17 protein-coding genes and 4 tRNA genes are annotated in these 16,449 nt (G+C 68.7%); 17 read left to right on the top strand and 4 right to left on the bottom strand.

Features of this window, described 5'->3' with window-relative positions:
* On the top strand, window positions 1–918 hold a 918-nt coding region (locus tag V7E09_RS09555; RefSeq protein WP_324523302.1), incomplete at its 5' end, for an enoyl-CoA hydratase/isomerase family protein.
* Window positions 919–992: 74 nt separating this feature from the next.
* Here V7E09_RS09555 and V7E09_RS09550 read toward each other — a convergent pair.
* Window positions 993–1,814 (bottom strand): exodeoxyribonuclease III, encoded by an 822-nt coding sequence (locus tag V7E09_RS09550; RefSeq protein WP_324523305.1) that lies wholly within the window; start codon window positions 1,812–1,814, stop codon window positions 993–995.
* 154 nt (window positions 1,815–1,968) lie between these two features.
* Here V7E09_RS09550 and efeU point away from each other — a divergent pair, with 154 nt between their 5' ends.
* The 3 genes from efeU to efeB are packed head-to-tail and all read left to right on the top strand — an operon-like array spanning window position 1,969 to window position 5,533.
* Window positions 1,969–2,892 carry an iron uptake transporter permease EfeU gene (gene efeU / locus V7E09_RS09545; RefSeq protein ID WP_324523301.1) on the top strand — a complete coding sequence of 308 codons (924 nt, stop codon included), beginning with the start codon at window positions 1,969–1,971 and terminating at the stop codon, window positions 2,890–2,892.
* Entirely contained in the window at window positions 2,889–4,118 is a 1,230-nt protein-coding gene (efeO, locus tag V7E09_RS09540) for an iron uptake system protein EfeO (RefSeq protein ID WP_324509572.1), read from the top strand. The genes efeU and efeO overlap by 4 nt, the downstream gene beginning before the upstream one ends.
* A 5-nt stretch (window positions 4,119–4,123) precedes the next feature.
* Entirely contained in the window at window positions 4,124–5,533 is a 1,410-nt protein-coding gene (gene efeB, locus V7E09_RS09535; protein WP_324523304.1) for an iron uptake transporter deferrochelatase/peroxidase subunit, read from the top strand.
* Between the two features lie 51 nt (window positions 5,534–5,584).
* Here the strand turns inward: efeB and V7E09_RS09530 are convergent, their stop codons facing one another.
* Window positions 5,585–6,004, bottom strand: coding sequence for a hypothetical protein (locus V7E09_RS09530; RefSeq protein WP_324509571.1), 420 nt, complete (start codon window positions 6,002–6,004; stop codon window positions 5,585–5,587).
* A complete protein-coding gene (locus V7E09_RS09525) occupies window positions 6,001–6,492 on the bottom strand; it encodes a YajQ family cyclic di-GMP-binding protein (RefSeq protein WP_324509570.1) in 492 nt (163 codons plus the stop codon). The genes V7E09_RS09530 and V7E09_RS09525 overlap by 4 nt, the downstream gene beginning before the upstream one ends.
* 70 nt (window positions 6,493–6,562) lie before the next feature.
* Here V7E09_RS09525 and V7E09_RS09520 point away from each other — a divergent pair.
* From V7E09_RS09520 to rpmG, 5 genes are all read left to right on the top strand, one after another.
* Window positions 6,563–6,644 (top strand) — tRNA-Tyr (locus tag V7E09_RS09520).
* Window positions 6,645–6,929: 285 nt separating this feature from the next.
* Window positions 6,930–8,081 (top strand): lactaldehyde reductase, encoded by a 1,152-nt coding sequence (gene fucO, locus V7E09_RS09515; protein ID WP_324523300.1) that lies wholly within the window; start codon window positions 6,930–6,932, stop codon window positions 8,079–8,081.
* A 215-nt stretch (window positions 8,082–8,296) separates the two neighbouring features.
* Window positions 8,297–8,369 (top strand) — tRNA-Thr (locus V7E09_RS09510).
* Window positions 8,370–8,398: 29 nt separating this feature from the next.
* Window positions 8,399–8,474 (top strand) — tRNA-Met (locus V7E09_RS09505).
* A gap of 35 nt (window positions 8,475–8,509) precedes the next feature.
* Window positions 8,510–8,680 (top strand): 50S ribosomal protein L33, encoded by a 171-nt coding sequence (rpmG, locus tag V7E09_RS09500; RefSeq protein WP_129458050.1) that lies wholly within the window; start codon window positions 8,510–8,512, stop codon window positions 8,678–8,680.
* Between the two features lie 79 nt (window positions 8,681–8,759).
* On the opposite strand, the gene V7E09_RS09495 is transcribed toward rpmG, so the two are convergent.
* Window positions 8,760–10,004, bottom strand: coding sequence for a glycosyltransferase (locus tag V7E09_RS09495; protein WP_324509568.1), 1,245 nt, complete (start codon window positions 10,002–10,004; stop codon window positions 8,760–8,762).
* A 35-nt stretch (window positions 10,005–10,039) separates the two neighbouring features.
* On the opposite strand from V7E09_RS09495, the gene V7E09_RS09490 reads away from it, so the two are divergent.
* From V7E09_RS09490 to rplA, 8 genes are all read left to right on the top strand, one after another.
* Window positions 10,040–10,468 carry an FAS1-like dehydratase domain-containing protein gene (locus tag V7E09_RS09490; protein ID WP_324509567.1) on the top strand — a complete coding sequence of 143 codons (429 nt, stop codon included), beginning with the start codon at window positions 10,040–10,042 and terminating at the stop codon, window positions 10,466–10,468.
* The gene (locus V7E09_RS09485; protein ID WP_324523299.1) at window positions 10,465–10,878 is read left to right on the top strand and encodes a MaoC/PaaZ C-terminal domain-containing protein; all 414 of its coding nucleotides are present in this window, start codon (window positions 10,465–10,467) and stop codon (window positions 10,876–10,878) included. The genes V7E09_RS09490 and V7E09_RS09485 overlap by 4 nt, the downstream gene beginning before the upstream one ends.
* A 1-nt stretch (window position 10,879) precedes the next feature.
* On the top strand, window positions 10,880–11,920 hold the full coding sequence (locus V7E09_RS09480; RefSeq protein ID WP_324523303.1) for a UDP-N-acetylmuramate dehydrogenase: 1,041 nt from the start codon (window positions 10,880–10,882) through the stop codon (window positions 11,918–11,920).
* Window positions 11,921–12,034: 114 nt separating this feature from the next.
* Window positions 12,035–12,107 (top strand) — tRNA-Trp (locus V7E09_RS09475).
* A 72-nt stretch (window positions 12,108–12,179) separates the two neighbouring features.
* The gene (gene secE, locus V7E09_RS09470) at window positions 12,180–12,674 is read left to right on the top strand and encodes a preprotein translocase subunit SecE (RefSeq protein WP_324523298.1); all 495 of its coding nucleotides are present in this window, start codon (window positions 12,180–12,182) and stop codon (window positions 12,672–12,674) included.
* A 28-nt stretch (window positions 12,675–12,702) separates the two neighbouring features.
* On the top strand, window positions 12,703–13,512 hold the full coding sequence (gene nusG / locus V7E09_RS09465; RefSeq protein WP_324509564.1) for a transcription termination/antitermination protein NusG: 810 nt from the start codon (window positions 12,703–12,705) through the stop codon (window positions 13,510–13,512).
* An 86-nt stretch (window positions 13,513–13,598) separates the two neighbouring features.
* Window positions 13,599–14,030, top strand: coding sequence for a 50S ribosomal protein L11 (gene rplK / locus V7E09_RS09460; RefSeq protein WP_324509563.1), 432 nt, complete (start codon window positions 13,599–13,601; stop codon window positions 14,028–14,030).
* Between the two features lie 80 nt (window positions 14,031–14,110).
* Window positions 14,111–14,818 (top strand): 50S ribosomal protein L1, encoded by a 708-nt coding sequence (rplA, locus tag V7E09_RS09455; RefSeq protein WP_324509562.1) that lies wholly within the window; start codon window positions 14,111–14,113, stop codon window positions 14,816–14,818.
* Window positions 14,819–16,449: the final 1,631 nt, after the last annotated feature.

Here is a 16,449-nt window from a genome sequence, read left to right as displayed (position 1 = left end):
GTGGGGGTGCTCCGCCTGAACCGTCCCGCCGCGATCAACGCGCTGACCGTCTCGATGATGGCCGGCATGCGGGAGGCGCTGGAAGCGTGGCGCGACGACGACGGCGTCGACAGCGTGCTCCTGCTCGGCGAGGGTTCCCGTGGGCTATGCGCTGGCGCGGACGTGCGAGCGTTGCGCACCGCCGTCCTCGAGGGCCGCGACTACGGGGAGTTCTTCGACCTGGAGTACGGCCTCGATCTGGCCATCAAGGGGTACCCCAAACCGTACGAAGCGCGCCAGCACGGCATCACCATGGGCGGTGGGCTCGGGATCTCCGCGCACGGATCGCGCCGGCTCGCCTCGGCGGACGCGGCCTTCGCGATGCCGGAGACCATCATCGGCTTCACCCCCGATGTCGGGATCAACTGGTACCTGGCGCACGCCCCGGGGTGGACCGGCATGCACGTCGCGCTGACCGGGACGACAGTCGGTGCCCGTGACGGCGTCCTGCTCGGACTGGCCGACGAGGCGCCCGCCGACGCCCCGGCGGGCGAGCTGGAACAGAACCGATCCTGGATCGACGCCTGCTATTCCTACCCCGACCCCTCCGACGTGATCGCGGCGCTGGAGTCCCACGCCGATCCGCGGGCCCGGGCTGCCGCCGCCCAGATCCGGCTCCGCAGCCCGCTCAGCGTCGCGGTGACGCTGGAGGCGCTGCGGCGCGTCCCGGCCATGTCCGGGGTGGCCGAGGTACTGGCGCAGGATCGCGTGCTCGCCGATCACATGATCGGGAGCCCCGACTTCATCGAGGGGGTCCGCGCGCAGTTGGTCGACAAGGACAGGGCGCCCCGGTGGACGCACGAGCGCATCGAGGACGTCACCCGCGCCGAAGTGCTGGCGTGTTTCCGCGCGGAGGACCCTGGCAGCCTGGCCTTCTGACCGCGGGGGGTCGCCGCGAGTGATGCGGCGACCGTGATGCGGCGACCGTGGTGCGGCGACCGTGGTGCGGGACCTCAGCCCGTCGCGTAGTCCACGACGACGGGGGCGTGGTCGCTGATCCGTTCCTCGTAGCTGGCGTCACGGTGGGTGCCGCCCGTGACGGCGCGGGCGGCGAGCCCGGCGCTGGCGAGGTGGTAGTCGATCCGCCAGCCGGTGTCGTTGACGAACGACTGCCCGCGCCAACTCCACCAGGAGTAGGGCCCGGGAGCATCGGGGTGGAGGCGTCGGACGACGTCCACGAGCGTGCGCGGCCCCAGCAGGGAGCCGAACCACTCCCGTTCCTCGGGCAGGAAACCCTCGGAGCGCTGGTTGCTGCGCCAGTTCTTCAGGTCCTCGCTGGTGTGGGCGATGTTGAAGTCGCCCATCACCAGGAACTCCCGGCCCTCGCGGGCGGCCTCCCGGCGGGCCCGGGTGAGGTAGGAACGAAAGGACGCCATGAACTGCATCTTGCGCCGATACTTCGCCGGGTCGGCGTCCGGGCCCTCCCAGGTCGCACCCTTCGGGACGTAGACCGAGCCGACCCGCAGGGCCAGGCCGTCCAGGTCGTAGTCGGCCTCTACGTAGCGACCTTCGGGGTCGGAGGCGCGATGCCCGAAGCCGTGCCGGACCGCGGCGGGGGGTGTCCGGCTGAGCAGGGCGACACCGTTGCGTCCAGGCAGGTTCCCTTCGTGGTAGGCGAGATGCCAGCCGTCGAACAGGCCCTCCGGGATGGCCTGCGCGGGGGCCCGCATCTCCTGGATCGCCAGGATGTCGGGGCACGTCTGCGCCCACCAGGTCTCGATGCCGCGCCGCTGCGCGGCCCGGATTCCGTTGACGTTGAACGACGCGATCCGCAACACGTCGGCCAGGCTAGCGGCGGGAGCCGACAGGCGGGTTCGCGGAGCGGACGGGTTGGTCGGTCGGGGGGTGGCCCGCTACCATCGTGCCTCGGGTAAGGCAAGCCTTACCTGACCGCTCGGCGCGGCCCGTCACTCCAGAAAGTTGGTACCCGTGCTCGGCGCCTTCCTCATCGGTTTGCGCGAGGGCCTCGAAGCGGCGCTCGTCGTCGGCATCCTCGTGTCCTACCTCACCAAGCTGGGCCGTCGCGACGTCCTGCACCGCCTGTGGATTGGCGTGGGTCTCGCGATCGCCCTCTCCCTCGGCATCGGCGCACTGCTCACGTTCGGCTCCTACGCCCTCACCACCCAGGGCCAAGAGCTCATCGGGGGGCTCCTGTCTCTGGCCGCCGTCGCGCTGGTGACCTGGATGATCTTCTGGATGCAGCGCGCGGCCCGCAACCTCAAGAAGACCCTCGAAGGTGAACTCGACCGCGCGCTCGCCCAAGGGTCGCTGTGGGGCATCGTCATCGTCGGCTTCGTCTCGGTGGCCCGCGAGGGTATCGAGACTGCACTCCTGCTGTGGTCGATGGTCGAGTCGGCCGGGTCCGCGCCCCAGGCGATCGTCGGGGCCCTGCTCGGTTTGATGATCTCGGTCCTGCTCGGGTGGACGATCGCCCGCGGGATGGTCCGGCTCAACCTGTCGACGTTCTTCACCTGGACGGGGGCCCTGCTCATCGTGGTCGCCGCCGGTGTCCTCGCCTACGGTCTCCACGACCTGCAGGAGGCGGGCGTGGTCCCGGGTCCGTTCAGCGCCATGGCCACCATCGACCCCGCCACCGGCGCGGTCGGGATCGGCCTGGCGGGATTCCCCTTCGGCTACGCGTTCGACGTGTCGGAGGTCATCGCGCCCGGGGGCACTCTCGCCACCCTCCTGCAGGCCACCGTGGGCTTCATGCCCGCGATGACCTGGGTTCAGGTCATCGCCTGGGCCCTGTACCTGGCTGTCGTGTTCAGCCTGTTCTTCTCCCGCGCCCGCACCCGTCGGCCGCGTCCCGCCCCCGAACCGTCCCCCTCCCTCGCTCAAGGAGCATCGTGAACCGTACGTCTTTGACCGCAGCCCTCGTCGCGGTACCCACTGCGGCGCTGGCCCTGTCCGGCTGCGTCGCCAAGGCAGACCTGGCGGCCTCCGGTGGCCCGCTCACCGTCACCTCCGACGCCACCGCCTGCACCGTGTCGGCGAACACCGCCACCAGCGGCACGCTCGCGTTCAACGTCACCAACTCCGGCACCCAGACCACCGAGTTCTACCTGCTGGCCGACGACGGCCTGCGGATCGTCGGAGAGGTCGAGAACATCGCTCCCGGGGCGTCCCGGACGCTGACCGTCGTGGCCCAGCCGGGCAACTACTTCACCTTGTGCAAGCCGGGCATGATCGGCCAGGGCGTCGGCAAGACGGCCTTCACGGTGAGCGGTGATTCGATCGCCATCACCGGTGAGGACGCCGAGCAGAAGCAGCAGGCCGTGACGCTGTACGCCGCCTTCGTCAAGGATCAGGTGGCGCAGCTGCTGCCCGAGGTGAAGACGTTCGCCGACGATTACGCGGCTGGGCGCGATGATGCCGCGAAGGCGGCCTTCCCGAAGGTGCGCGCCTACTACGAGCGCATCGAACCGATCGCCGAGGCGCTGGGCGATCTCGATCCGCGCATCGACTACCGCGAGGTGGACGCGGTCGCGGAGAACCTCGAATGGACCGGCTTCCATCGCATCGAGAAGGATCTGTGGGTTCCGGCCAAGGATGCCAAGAACGCTGACGACAGCTCGGCCTGGCAGGACTGGGAGCCGTCCACGACCGAGCAGCGCAAGGGCTACGCCGACAAGCTCGTCGCCGACGTCCAGGAGCTGTACGACTACGTCCACGGTGACACCTTCCTGAGCACTCTCAACGAGCAGGGCGTCGCGGGGCTGTCCAATGGCGCGATCTCGCTGCTGGACGAGGTCGCCACCGGAAAGATCACCGGTGAGGAGGATTGGTGGAGCGGCACCGACCTGTACGACTTCGCCGCCAACGTCGAGGGCTCCAAGATGGCCTTCTCGCTGGTGCGTGACTTCGCGCTTTCGAAGGGCGACGACGGCAAGAAGCTCGTCGCCGAGATCGATGAGGGCTACGCCACGCTGGAGAAGTCGCTGGCCCAGCACGGATCCGCGACGGCCGGTTTTGTGTCCTTCAGCGAGCTGACCGATTCCGACAAGCGGGATCTGATCGACGACATCAACACGCTCGCCGAGCCGCTGTCCAAGCTGACCACGACCATCCTGGGGTGAATCAGATGCCCGACGAACCGACCGTTCCCGTTCCCCCCGCCGAGCCCGACTCGCTCGCATCCGCGGCTGCCGGCGAGGCGTCCCTCCCCGCGGCCTCAGGCCCGGAGGGCGGTGCCGCGCCGCAGGACGAAGGAGCGCGGGAGACCGCCGCGGTAGCCCCGCGGCGCGGGCTGTCGCGGCGGGGCATGCTCGGCCTGTTCGGGGCCGGGGCCGCCGTGGGGGCGGGAGCGGGCGTCGCGGGCACGATCGGCGTCCAACGGGGGAGCGGGGCCACCTCGGACACCACGGTGTACCCGTTTTTCGGCCAGCACCAAAGCGGCATCACCACTCCGGTGCAGGACCACCTGCACTTTGCGGCCTTCGACATGTCGACGCGAGCCGACCGCGAGGATCTCATCAGCCTGCTGCAGGACTGGTCGTATGCGGCGTCCCGGATGGTCGCCGGACTGGAGGTCACGGCGAAGGGGGCGGTAGGCGGGTCCCCGGAGGCTCCGCCCGATGACACGGGCGAGGCGCTCAGGCTGGCGGCGAGTGGCCTGACGATCACGTTCGGGTTCGGACCGACGCTGTTCGAGTCCGACGGGGTGGATCGGTACGGGCTGGCGGCGAAGCGTCCCGCGGGGCTGACCCGGCTGCCGGCCTTCCTCGGAGAGGATCTGCAACTGGATCACTCTGACGGGGACCTGTGCATTCAGGCGTGCGCCGACGATCCGCAGGTGGCGGTGCACGCGATCCGGAATCTGACCCGGATCGCCTTCGGTCGGGCGCGGCTGCGCTGGTCGCAGCTGGGGTTCGGGCGCACCTCGAAGACCACCGCAGATCAGCAGACGCCGCGCAACCTGTTCGGATACAAGGACGGCACGGCGAACATCCTCGCCGACGACGAGACGGCCCTGGCTCAGCACGTGTGGGTGGGTGCCGATGACCAGGCCTGGCTGGCCGGGGGGTCCTACCTGGTGGCGCGCAAGATCGCCATGGTGATGGAGAGCTGGGATCGCCTGCGGCTCGCCGAGCAGGACCGCATCGTAGGTCGTAACAAGGGCGAGGGTGCGCCGTTGTCGAACCCGAGCGGGGCGGAGAACGACGATCCGGACTTCGCGGCGCTGTCGGCGACCGGCAAACCGTTGATCGATCACACGAGCCACATGCGGCTGGCCCATCCGGATCAGAACAACGGCATCCAGCTGCTGCGACGCGGGTACAACTACGTCGACGGCAACGACACGCTGGGCAAGCTGGATGCCGGGCTGTTCTTCCTGGCCTACCAGCGGCGCCCCGAGGACTTCGTCACGGTGCAGCGCTCGCTGTCGGTGGACGCGATGAACGAGTACCTCAAACATCTGGGGTCGGGCCTGTGGGCCATCCCCCCGGGCGCGGCAGAGGGCTCCTACGTGGGGGCCCCGCTGTTCGCCTGAACCACGCGATGCGGCGCCCCGGGGCGCCGCATCGCGGGTGGTGGCTGGTGGTCAGGCCTTCGGTGGCTCTGCCAGGTTTCCGACGGTGGCCAGCGCGCCCATGATGAGCGCGGGGAGCCCGAACGGCCACCGGCGGCCGGCGGCGCGGCGTCGTTGGCCCCAGCGGAACATCGCCTTCTCGCCCCAGACCGTGGCGCCGACCCCCGCTCCGAGCGCCACCGCGCCGACCGCGACGGCCTTGCCGGGGTTGGTGTTGGCGGCATTGAAGAGCTCATCGACCCGGTCCGGTCCATTGACTGCCTCGTGGCGTGGCCGGCAGGCGGCGTAGGCCGCGGTGATGCCGACGGCCAGCCCGGTCTTCAGGAGGGCTCGCAGGCCGCGTGAGGTCACCGCCCCGGGCATGGCGTACCACGCGAAGGTCCCGGCTCCGACGACGACGGCGAGGGGAACGGGAGAGGTCTTCTCGCTCATCGGTAGTTCACGAACTGGACGGCGAAGGGGTAGTCCGCGTCCCGGACGAGCTGCTGGACGGCTTGGAGGTCGTTGCGGCTCTTGGAACTGACGCGGAGTTCGTCGCCTTGGATCTGGGCCTTGACGCCCTTGGGGGCCTCGTCGCGGATGAGCTTGGAGATGAGCTTCGCGTTGTCTTGGGAGATGCCTTGCTCGAGGGTCGCGGTGATCTTCCAGATCTTGCCCGAGATCCTTGGATCGCCGGCATCCAAGGACTTCAGGGAGACGCCTCGCTTGATCAGCTTGCTCTGGAAGACGTCCAGGACGGCCTTGACGCGCTCCTCGCCGCTGGCCTCCATCTCGATGGCGTCGCCCGACCACCGGATCGAGGCGTCGGTGCCCTTGAAGTCGAAGCGCTGGTGCACCTCCTTGGCGGCCATGTTGAGGGCGTTGTCGACTTCCTGCTTGTCGACCTTGCTGACGATGTCGAAGGAGCTGTCTCCTGCCATGGGGTGTTCCTCTCGATTGGGCGGACGGGCGATGAGTTGCTAGAGTACTTTCCCGCTGAGTGATCAGCATGGCAGGTTGCCCGAGCGGCCAAAGGGAGCGGTCTGTAAAACCGTCGGCATTGCCTACGTAGGTTCGAACCCTACACCTGCCACCCGCATGAATATGCCCCTGACTACGGTTGATCCGGAGTCAGGGGCGTTCTGGTTCTCTGTGCGTCTGCCGGTTGCGTGCCGTGAGGCATCCGGGCGATGTGCCGCGGTTGCCGAGGCGGATGCCACGTCAGCGACGACCCGTGCTGTGCGCGGGCAAGCGTCTCTGAAACGTTCCACTCTCGGGCTCGCGCGACTACTATGAGGCGTAGTTGACCGCTCGTCGGGCCATCCCGCCGGGGCGCGCAACGGGCGCGCCGGGCCACATCCACGAAAGGACCATTTCGATGGTGCAGCGCATGATCTGGAACCAGACCGCCTACTTCGGACCCGGGGCCATCACGGCGATCCCCGACGAGTTGGCGCGGCGGGGCTTCACCAAGGCCTTCGTGGTCTCGGATCAGGTCCTCATCGACACCGGTGTGACCTCTAAGGTCACGGCGCTACTGGACGCCGCAGGCTTCTCCTATGAGGTCTACTCCAACGTGGTGCCGAATCCGCCCATCGAGACCGTCCAGGCCGGTGTGGCGGCCTTCGCCGCTTCGGGCGCTGACGTGCTCATCGGGATCGGCGGGGGGTCACCGCAGGACACCTGCAAGGCGATCGGGATCATCACCGCGAACCCGGAGTTCTCGGACGTCCGCTCGCTGGAGGGGGTCGCGCCCACGAAGAACCCGTCGGTGCCGATCATCGCCGTCCCGACCACGGCCGGCACAGCCTCGGAGACCACCATCAACTACGTCATCACCGACACCCAGGCCAAGCGGAAGTTCGTCTGTGTCGACCCGCACGACATCCCGATCCTGGCGGTTGTCGATCCCGAGATGATGAGCTCCGCGCCGCGCTCGCTCAAGGTCGCCACCGGCCTGGATGCACTCACCCATGCGATCGAGGGCTACACCACCGCGGGCGCATTCGAGCTCTCCGACATGTTCCACCTCAAGGCGATCCAGATGATCGCCACGGCGCTTCCGAAGGCCGCCGACGGCGATCCGCAGGCGGCCGACGAGATGGCCATGGCGCAGTACATCGCCGGGATGGGTTACTCGAACGTGGGGCTGGGTCTCGTGCATGGCATGGCGCACCCGTTGGGCGGCTTCTACTCGGCCCCGCACGGTGTGGCCAACGGCATCCTGCTGGCTCCGGTGATGGCGTTCAATGCGGCCTCGACCGGCGAGAAGTTGCGCGACATCGCCGCTGCCTTCGGCGTCGAGGGTGCCGCCAGCATGCCGCTCGAGGACGCCCGCCAGGCGGCCATCGACGCCGTGGCGACGCTCACGCGTGATCTCGGAAACCCCACGACGCTGCGCGAGGTGGGGGCGAAGGAGGAGGACCTCGCCGCGCTGGCCGAGGCCGCCTTCGCGGACGTGTGCACGGGGGGTAACCCTCGGACGGCGACGCTCGCCGAGATCGAGGAGCTCTACCGGTCGGTCTACTGAGCCTTGGACGCTTCGTCACGGCGTCCCCGACGCCTCCTCGGGACGGATGTTTGTTGCCGTCCCGAGGGAGCTTCGGGGGCGCCGCCGGAGGCCCGCCCGGGCCTTCGTGCGGCCACTCAGCAGACCCGCGATGGTCGTTGTTGCCGGGGGTGGTCCGGGGATGGCCACCGATTTTGGGAACCGACCCTCTGTAGGGTAAGTTGATCCGCGGTCTTGCCCCTATAGCTCAGTAGGCAGAGCGTCTCCATGGTAAGGAGAAGGTCTGCGGTTCGATTCCGCATGGGGGCTCGGGTCTCCGGTTCCGGCCGGGGGCGTGAGGCGGGATAGCTCAGACGGTAGAGCAAGCGGCTCATAATCGCTGTGTCACGGGTTCAAGTCCCGTTCCCGCTACCAACCTGGTGCCCTACGTAACGAATGGAGTGGCTGAGATGGCCAAGAAGTCTGGCGACATCCGCCCGAAGATCACGTTGGCTTGCACCGTGTGCAAGCACCGCAACTACATCACCAAGAAGAACCGTCGCAACGACCCCGATCGCCTGGAGCTGCAGAAGTTCTGCCCGAACTGCAAGCACCACACGGAGCACCGCGAGACGCGCTGAACGTCGCGCGCGAGAACGGGCCGTCCCCTGTGGGGGCGGCCCGTTCTGCATGTCCGGCCTGGGGCCGTGTTCATGCTCGTCAGCGCAGGAGGGCGGACCAGGTGGAGACGTCGGACCCTTCGCGGGCTGCAATGCGCTCGTAGGCGGTGGCGAGCCGGACGCCGATGTCTGGCCAGTAGAACCGCCGGGCGTGGACCCGTGCCACGGTTCCCAGCCGGGATCGAAGGGGTTCATCGGTGAGGAGGCGGCGCAGGGCGACCCCCCAGGCGGCTGGGTCACGATCGTGCATGAGGTAGCCGGTCTCCTCGTGGACCACCACCTCCCGCAGCCCACCGGTCGAGGACGCCAGCACCGGGACGCCGCTGGCCGCCCCCTCGAGCGCCACCAGGCCGAACGTTTCCGAATGCGACGGCACCAGTAGGGCCTGGGCGTGACGCATCAGGGCTGCCAGGTCGACGCGCGACTGGGCGCCCACGAAGTGCACGTGGTGGCGCATGCCGAGCCGGTCGATGAGTGCTTCCACCTCGGCGCGATAGTCGGCGAAGTCGGCGGACACGTCCCCGGCGATCATCAGGTCGGGGCGTTCGTCGGGCGGGAGCTCCGCCATGGCTCGGATGGCCAGGTCGCCGCCCTTGAGGGGCTGCAGGCGTGCCGCCATGAGCACGTAGCCCGCCTTGGAGCCGCACCACGGACAGGCTGGGCGCTGGTCGGTGGGGGCGGCAGGCCGGAAGGTGTCCAGGTCGACTCCGGGCGGGATGACGCTCACTCGGCGCGGGTCGGCACCGCACCGCTCGATGATCGTGCGGGCCTCGGCCGTGCTGACCGCGATGATCGCGTCCGAGCGTTGCGCGATGAGCGCCTCTCCGGCGACGCGAGCCGCCGACTCGGGAGGCTCTCCTGCCGACAGCGGCGCCCCTGGATGGGCGGCCACCGAGTGGAAGCTCTGCACGTGCGGGACGCCCCAGGTGTGTGCCACCGGCAGAGCGGCGACTCCGCTCATCCAATGGTGCGACTGGATCAGGTCGTAGGGATCCAGGGACGCCAAGCCGGCGGAGAACTGCTCCACGTGCGCGTCGATGGCGCTCTTGGGAAGCTCACTGGCCGGGCCGGCGTCCAGATGGAGCAACTGGACGCCGCCGCCCAGGTCGACGATGTCGGGTTGGCTGGGGTCGGAGCGCCGCGTGGCGATGTCGACGCGGTAGCCGAGGTCGGCCAGCGCCCGGGCCTGGTGGAGTTCGACGACGTTCATGCCGCCGGCGTCGCCGGCGCCCGGCGCGGAGGCGGGCGAGGTGTGCATGGACACGAACAGCAGCCGGAGCGTCACCCCCGCGACCCTACGGCACCGGTAGCCTGTCCGGCATGTCCCTCTCCGATGCGCACGTCGGCCGCAGCTATCCGGCCACGCGTCCCTATCAGGTGAGCCGCGAGAAGATCGCGGAGTTCGCCCGGGCGCTGGGCGACGACAATCCGGCCTATGCGGGCGAGGCCCCTCAGGCGCCGCCCACCTTCGCCGCGGTGCTAGCTGCGCAGGCGTGGGACGGCCTCTTCGCGGATCCCGAACTCGACATGAAACTGGCGCAGACGATCCACGGCGATCAGCGGTTCGCGTGGCACCGGCCCCTGCGTGCTGGGGATGAGGTGGTGGCCACGCTGACGATCGACAAGGTCCGCGCCCGGGGTGCTTCGGCGTTCGTGACGGTGTCGGTCGACCTGACGACGACGGCGGGTGAGCCCGTGGTCACCGCCACGTCCACGCTGCTGCACACCTGGCCGGAGGTCGCCGCATGAGTCTCCACGACGTCGAGGTCGGCACGGAGCTGCCCGCGCTCACCCTGCGCTACACCCGCGAGGACCTGATCCGCTACGCGGGGGCATCGGGCGACTTCAACCCGATTCACTGGTCTGATCGCGCCGCTGCGGCGCTGGGCCTGCCGAGCGTCCTCGCGCACGGCATGCTGACGATGGGTCGCGCGCTGCGCATCGTGACGGACTGGGCGGGAGACCCCGGTCGCGTGGTCGGCTACTTCGTGCGGTTCACCAAGCCGGTTCCCGTCCCCGATGACGATGCGGGGGTCGAGGTACAGGTCAGCGCACGGGTGACCGCGGTGGAAGACGGCGTGGCGACCATCGGGGTTGAAGCGCTGCTGGGTGAGGTGCGGGTGCTCGGTTCGGCCCAGGCGCAGGTGCGCCTTGACTGAGGTGCTCGCCGATCACACCACGCTCCGGGTAGGGGGCCCTGCCCGACGGTGGGTGGAGGCCGATTCGGAGCACGCGCTCATCTCGGCGGTGGCCGAGGCGGACGCGGCCGGTGAGCCGGTTTTGCTCCTGTCCGGCGGCTCGAACATGGTGGTGGCCGACGAGGGCTTCGACGGCGTGGTCGTCCACGTGGCGACCCGGGGGATCGGTGGGCAGGCCGCGAGTTGTGACCTCGGTGAGGCCTCATGCGGCGGCATCCTGGTCGAGGTGGCGGCGGGGGAGAACTGGTCCGCGTTCGTCGACTGGACGGTGTCCTCCGAACTCGTCGGGGTCGAGGCGCTGGCGGGCATCCCGGGGGCGGTCGGCTCGACTCCCATTCAGAACGTCGGGGCGTACGGGCAGGAGATTGCTCAGACCCTGTGGCAGGTCCGTACGTGGGATCGGCAGGCACGGGCGCCGAAGCTGTTCGCCAATGCCGACTGCGCGTTCGGCTATCGGTCCAGTCGATTCAAGGCGGAACCGGATCGCTACGTGGTGCTCGGGGTGACGTTTCAGCTCACCCAGGGGACGCGCAGTTCTCGGGTGCGTTACGCCGAGCTCGCGCGTCATGTCGGGGTCGAGGTCGGGCACAAGGCCGACCTGGTTCAGGTGCGGGACGCGGTCGTGTCGTTGCGTCGAGGCAAGGGCATGGTCCTGGACCCCGCCGACTATGACACCTGGAGTGCGGGCTCGTTCTTCACCAACCCGATCCTGGACGCCGACGTCGCGGCGGCGCTGCCGCCGCAGGCGCCTCGATTCGATGCGGGCGACGGTCGGGTCAAGAGCAGTGCGGCGTGGCTCATCGATCACGCGGGTTACGGGAAGGGCTATGGGCGTCCGCCGGTGACGTTGTCCACCAAGCACGTGTTGGCTCTGACGAACCGTGGGGGAGCCCGGGCCGCGGACGTCGTCGCGCTGGCGCGGGAGATCCGCGACGGTGTGGCGGAGCGGTGGGGAGTCAGACTGGTGCCGGAGCCGGTGTTCGTCGGGTTGTCACTCGACTAGCCCGGTTCGACGCGGCGGACGAAACCCCGTACACTCGTCGTCTTGGTGGCACCTGACGCTTCGGCGAGCCCTCCGCAAGGCGGGTAGCATGGGTGGCGCCTTGGTGAAAACCAAAGGGCAATAGCTCAATTGGCAGAGCAGCGGTCTCCAAAACCGCAGGTTGGGGGTTCAAGTCCCTCTTGCCCTGCTGGGCCGATCGCGGTCCGGAAGGTGATTTGATCGGCGATGTGAGGACGTGCAGGTGGCACCCAGGAGCGACATGAGCGATGGCTCCGTCGGCGACCCCGATGACGCCGCCCGCCAGGACCTCCCCGGCGAGTTCCTCGCCGACGACCTGTCCGATCCCGAGCCGTATCGCGTCGCCCCCGGGGAGACCGAGGCCGAGGAACTGACCGGCGTGCCCGCTGACGGCGATGACGGTATCGAGGACGCGGATCAGCTGGTGGCGGCCGAGTCGGTCGCACAGCAGGCTCGGAGTTCGCGTCCCGTGCGACGCAGCGAGACGGCTGCCCCGGCGCCGAAGGGTAAGAGCACTGCGAAGCGGGCGCCGCGGCGCCCGCGCGAGAGCGGCCGGGTGGGACCGATCAAGTTTGCCGGCCAGTCGGTCGACGAGCTGAAGAAGGTCGTCTGGCCCACGTGGTCGCAGGTGTCTGCCTACTTCTGGGCTGTGCTCGTGTTCGTGCTCGTGATCATCGCCTATGTCAGCGGTCTCGACCTGGGCTTCGGCGCATTGCTGCTGAAGATGTTCGGCTGACCGACGACCGAAGAGTAGAAGGATTTTCATGGCTGACGTGCCCGAGAACGACATCGAGTTGGACGAGGTTGAGATCGACCTGGGTCCGATCGAGGAGTCCGCTCCCGAGGAGGTGGAACTCAACCTCGATTTCGGCGACGAGTCCGACGACGAGGATGACGACTTGGTCTTGAACCTTGAGGACGATGAGCCCGAGCCGGAGGAGGCCGCCGAGTCCGATACGGACGAGGCAGCCGTGCTTGAGGAGCTCCGGGAGAGGCTGACGGGGCAGTTCGGCGACTGGTATGTGATTCACACGTACTCCGGCATGGAGAACCGTGTGAAGCAGAACCTGGACGCGCGCATCCAGACCCTCGGCATGGAGGACTACATCTTCGAGACGGTCGTCCCTACCGAAGAGGTCGTCGAGATCCGCAACGGGGCCCGCAAGACGGTCACCCGCACCGTGTTGCCGGGCTACGTTCTGGTGCGCATGGAACTCACGGATGGTTCGTGGTCCGCGGTCCGCCAGACCCCCTCGGTGACGGGGTTCGTGGCGCACGCAAGCCAGCCCGTCCCGCTGTCGATCGACGAGGTCGTCAAGATGCTCGCCCCGGCCGCCCTTGCGAAGGCGAACGCTGAGGCTGCGGGCCCTTCGGCCACGAAGAAGCGGAAGATCGAGGTCGCCGACTTCAAGGAAGGCGACTCCGTCATGGTCGTGCAGGGGCCGTTCTCCGGCGTGCACGCCACGATTACCGAGATCAACGCGAACCACCAGCGCCTCAAGGCTCTGGTCGAGATCCTGGGGCGGGAAACCCCTGTGGACCTCACGTTCTCCCAGGTTCAAAAGGACGTCTGAGAGACAGGTTCGTGTGGCCTGCCTCAGCGGGCCATCATCACCCGGTGCAGCGACCCGGCTGCGCCACTAAGTAGCAAGGACCCAACATGCCTCCCAAGAAGAAGGTAGCGGCGCTCGTCAAGGTTGCCTTGAACGCGGGCGCGGCAACCCCTGCACCTCCGGTCGGTACCGCTCTCGGTCCGCACGGCGTCAACATCATGGAGTTCTGCAAGGCGTACAACGCCCAGACCGAATCCATGCGCGGCAACGTCATCCCCGTCGAGATCACGATCTACGAGGACCGCACGTTCACCTTCATCACGAAGACGCCGCCTGCCGCCGAGTTGATCAAGAAGGCTGCCGGCCTGAAGTCGGGCGCGTCGAACCCGAGCAAGGAGACCGTCGGCAAGATCACGCGCGACCAGGTGCGTGAGATCGCCAACACGAAGCTCCCCGACCTCAACGCGAACGATGTCGACGCGGCGATGAAGATCGTCGAAGGCACCGCGCGTTCCATGGGCGTCACCGTCGAAGGCTGACCCCACCTCATCGTGGCAGGGCCAGCGCGGCCCACACACCACATCCTGGTAGGCCGTTTCGGCCAAGGAAGGAACCAGTTATGAAGCGCAGCAAGGCTTATCGCGCCGCCGCAGCTCTGGCGGACGCAGATCAGAATTACTCCCCCGAAGAGGCCATCGCTTTGGCTAAGCAGGGGGCCTCGGCCAAGTTCGACGAGACGATCGATGTCGCGATGCGACTCGGCGTCGACCCGCGTAAGGCCGACCAGATGGTGCGCGGCACCGTCAATCTCCCCAACGGCACCGGCAAGACGGCAAGGGTCCTCGTCTTCGCCACCGGTGACCGGGCTGCAGCCGCTGAGGCGGCGGGCGCGGACGAGATCGGCGCCGACGAGCTCATCGATAAGGTCGCCGGCGGCTACCTTGACTTCGATGCCGTGGTCGCCACTCCGGACATGATGGGCAAGGTCGGCAAGCTCGGCCGCGTCCTCGGTCCCCGTGGTCTGATGCCGAACCCGAAGACGGGGACGGTCACCATGGACGTCGCCAAGGCAGTGACGGACATCAAGGGCGGCAAGATCGAGTTCCGCGTGGATCGCCACGCGAACCTCCACTTCATCATCGGCAAGGCGTCGTTCACTCCGGAGCAGTTGGAGCAGAACTACTTCGCCGCCCTGGATGAGGTGCTGCGGTTGAAGCCGTCCGCGGCTAAGGGGCGTTACATCAAGAAGATCACCCTCTCGACGACGATGGGCCCGGGCGTGGCCATCGACGCCGCCCGCGTGAAGCCGGCCGACGCCGAGGTCTGATCGTCTCGGCACGTGAGGACGGATGCCCTCTCCTTCGGGAGGGGGCATTCGTGCGTTCTGTGGCTGTTCACGACCGCCGATCCGCCCGGCTGACACGCCACCCAGTAGGTCCGCTGGGCCCGGACAGAGGTCGCTGGTGTGCTCCTCCTCTCCTCGGATCGCGCTGGGGGCGATCGCGGGCGCCCGCAGGTGATCGATCGAGTCCGGGGAAGCGGCGCGCGGTGCGGACGTGGTGGGCTCAACCCTCACGGGGAGGCCTGATGAGTGTGTGCGCGGCTCGAGTACCTCGGCGGCCCGCGGCCGCACCGCGAGGCGGGACGCGTCGCCAGCGGCCGGTCATCGCCGGTGTCTCGGCACTGGAGGAGCGGCGCGTCCCAGTGGGGTACCGAGCCTCGAAGGGCCGCTCGGGGCGAGCGCGTCCCACGTTGGTCGCCGCGGGCTCCCCGGGAGTGAGCCTGCACCGGCCAGACCTCGGTGCCATCCAGGGGGCAGGGGAGGATCCTCTTGCCTGCAGGGTGCCCCTGCGAGTCGCCGCGGACCCCGGGGAGCCAGTGGTCGCCCGTTCGCGCGAATGCGTGGAACCGTCATGTCGGCCCCGGGAAGGCATCGCGGTGGTCACCCGTTCGCGCGGATGCGTGAGACCCAGAGCGGGACGCCGCCGCGCCGATGCCCACCGGCGTCCCTTCGCGCGCCCGTGGGGAGGCTGGGGACAGAGTGCGACTGGACCCTGTCCGCTCACCACTCCGTTAGTGCGGACGTCGGGAGGCCTGGGCCCCACGTCGACCTGGTGGATGTCATCGGGCCAGGGGACACAGCCCGGTGGGAGCATCGTTCGGGTTGAGCTGCCTGCCATCGTCGACTCCCCTGTGATAGCGAGACGACGCCTCGGCCTGTTCCTCGAACTCGTGGATCCTCGAACACCTGGGCGCGATCCCTTCCGGTTCCTTCGTTCCGGCGGACGCTGCGGCTCGGCGTTGCCAGGGAGGCGCGGGTGGGTAGACCGACGTGGGTCCTCACATCAGAGCCGCCTCCGCGACGGCTCTGGAGCCTCGCGGTGGAATGACGGGCATCCCAGTCCCGTAAGCGGAATGATGGCATCCCACTCCTAGAAGGGGCGTTCGTCTCGCTGGGCGTGCTGGTGGATCCCGCCCCTGGGGAGCCGTGCGGACCGAACGGAGCGAGGTCCCCATGCCCGAAAGTCGAGGGGTGAGCGCCCCGCAGCCTCGATGCGGTTCCCACCGTGCTGCTCATGGCGTGGCTGCTCATGACATGGCTGGTCGCTCGGTGGCTGGGAGGTGGACGCCGGTGGCCGAAGCTCCCAGATCCGGGCAACCCGCAGTGCTGTGGCGCTACGGGCAGGGTTTCCACGGAACGCGGGGTGCCACGGAGTGCCCTCGGGAGTATCCCGCCCCGCTCACATCCGTTCCGGCCCGGCGACCGGTCGCTTGCGCGGATCCCACCTTCCACGTTCGCCGACGCACCTGCACGTCCGGATCCAACGCCATCGCCCTTGGCGGGATCGTCCACGAGCCGGCGATGCCCGTGCACGCCCGGATCCAACCCCGTGCAGCCCGGATCCAACCCCGTGCAGCCCGGATCCAACCTTGCACGGCCACCCGTCCCCGGCCACC

Origin of the sequence: Propioniciclava sp. (assembly GCF_036744435.1) — a bacterium.
Lineage (GTDB): Bacteria > Actinomycetota > Actinomycetes > Propionibacteriales > Propionibacteriaceae > Propioniciclava.
The sequence above is the reverse complement of the archived record's forward strand: the minus strand, read 5'-3'. Positions and strand labels throughout refer to the sequence as shown.

Bases quoted from the DNA above. Each gene is read 5' to 3' on its own strand.
- V7E09_RS09485 (WP_324523299.1), top strand. From the start codon at position 10,465: ATGAGTCTCCACGACGTCGAGGTCGGCACGGAGCTGCCCGCGCTCACC.
- secE (WP_324523298.1), top strand. From the start codon at position 12,180: ATGAGCGATGGCTCCGTCGGCGACCCCGATGACGCCGCCCGCCAGGAC.
- rpmG (WP_129458050.1), top strand. From the start codon at position 8,510: ATGGCCAAGAAGTCTGGCGACATCCGCCCGAAGATCACGTTGGCTTGC.
- efeB (WP_324523304.1), top strand. From the start codon at position 4,124: ATGCCCGACGAACCGACCGTTCCCGTTCCCCCCGCCGAGCCCGACTCG.
- fucO (WP_324523300.1), top strand. From the start codon at position 6,930: ATGGTGCAGCGCATGATCTGGAACCAGACCGCCTACTTCGGACCCGGG.
- V7E09_RS09525 (WP_324509570.1), bottom strand. From the start codon at position 6,492: ATGGCAGGAGACAGCTCCTTCGACATCGTCAGCAAGGTCGACAAGCAG.
- rplA (WP_324509562.1), top strand. From the start codon at position 14,111: ATGAAGCGCAGCAAGGCTTATCGCGCCGCCGCAGCTCTGGCGGACGCA.
- nusG (WP_324509564.1), top strand. From the start codon at position 12,703: ATGGCTGACGTGCCCGAGAACGACATCGAGTTGGACGAGGTTGAGATC.
- V7E09_RS09490 (WP_324509567.1), top strand. From the start codon at position 10,040: ATGTCCCTCTCCGATGCGCACGTCGGCCGCAGCTATCCGGCCACGCGT.
- rplK (WP_324509563.1), top strand. From the start codon at position 13,599: ATGCCTCCCAAGAAGAAGGTAGCGGCGCTCGTCAAGGTTGCCTTGAAC.
- V7E09_RS09530 (WP_324509571.1), bottom strand. From the start codon at position 6,004: ATGAGCGAGAAGACCTCTCCCGTTCCCCTCGCCGTCGTCGTCGGAGCC.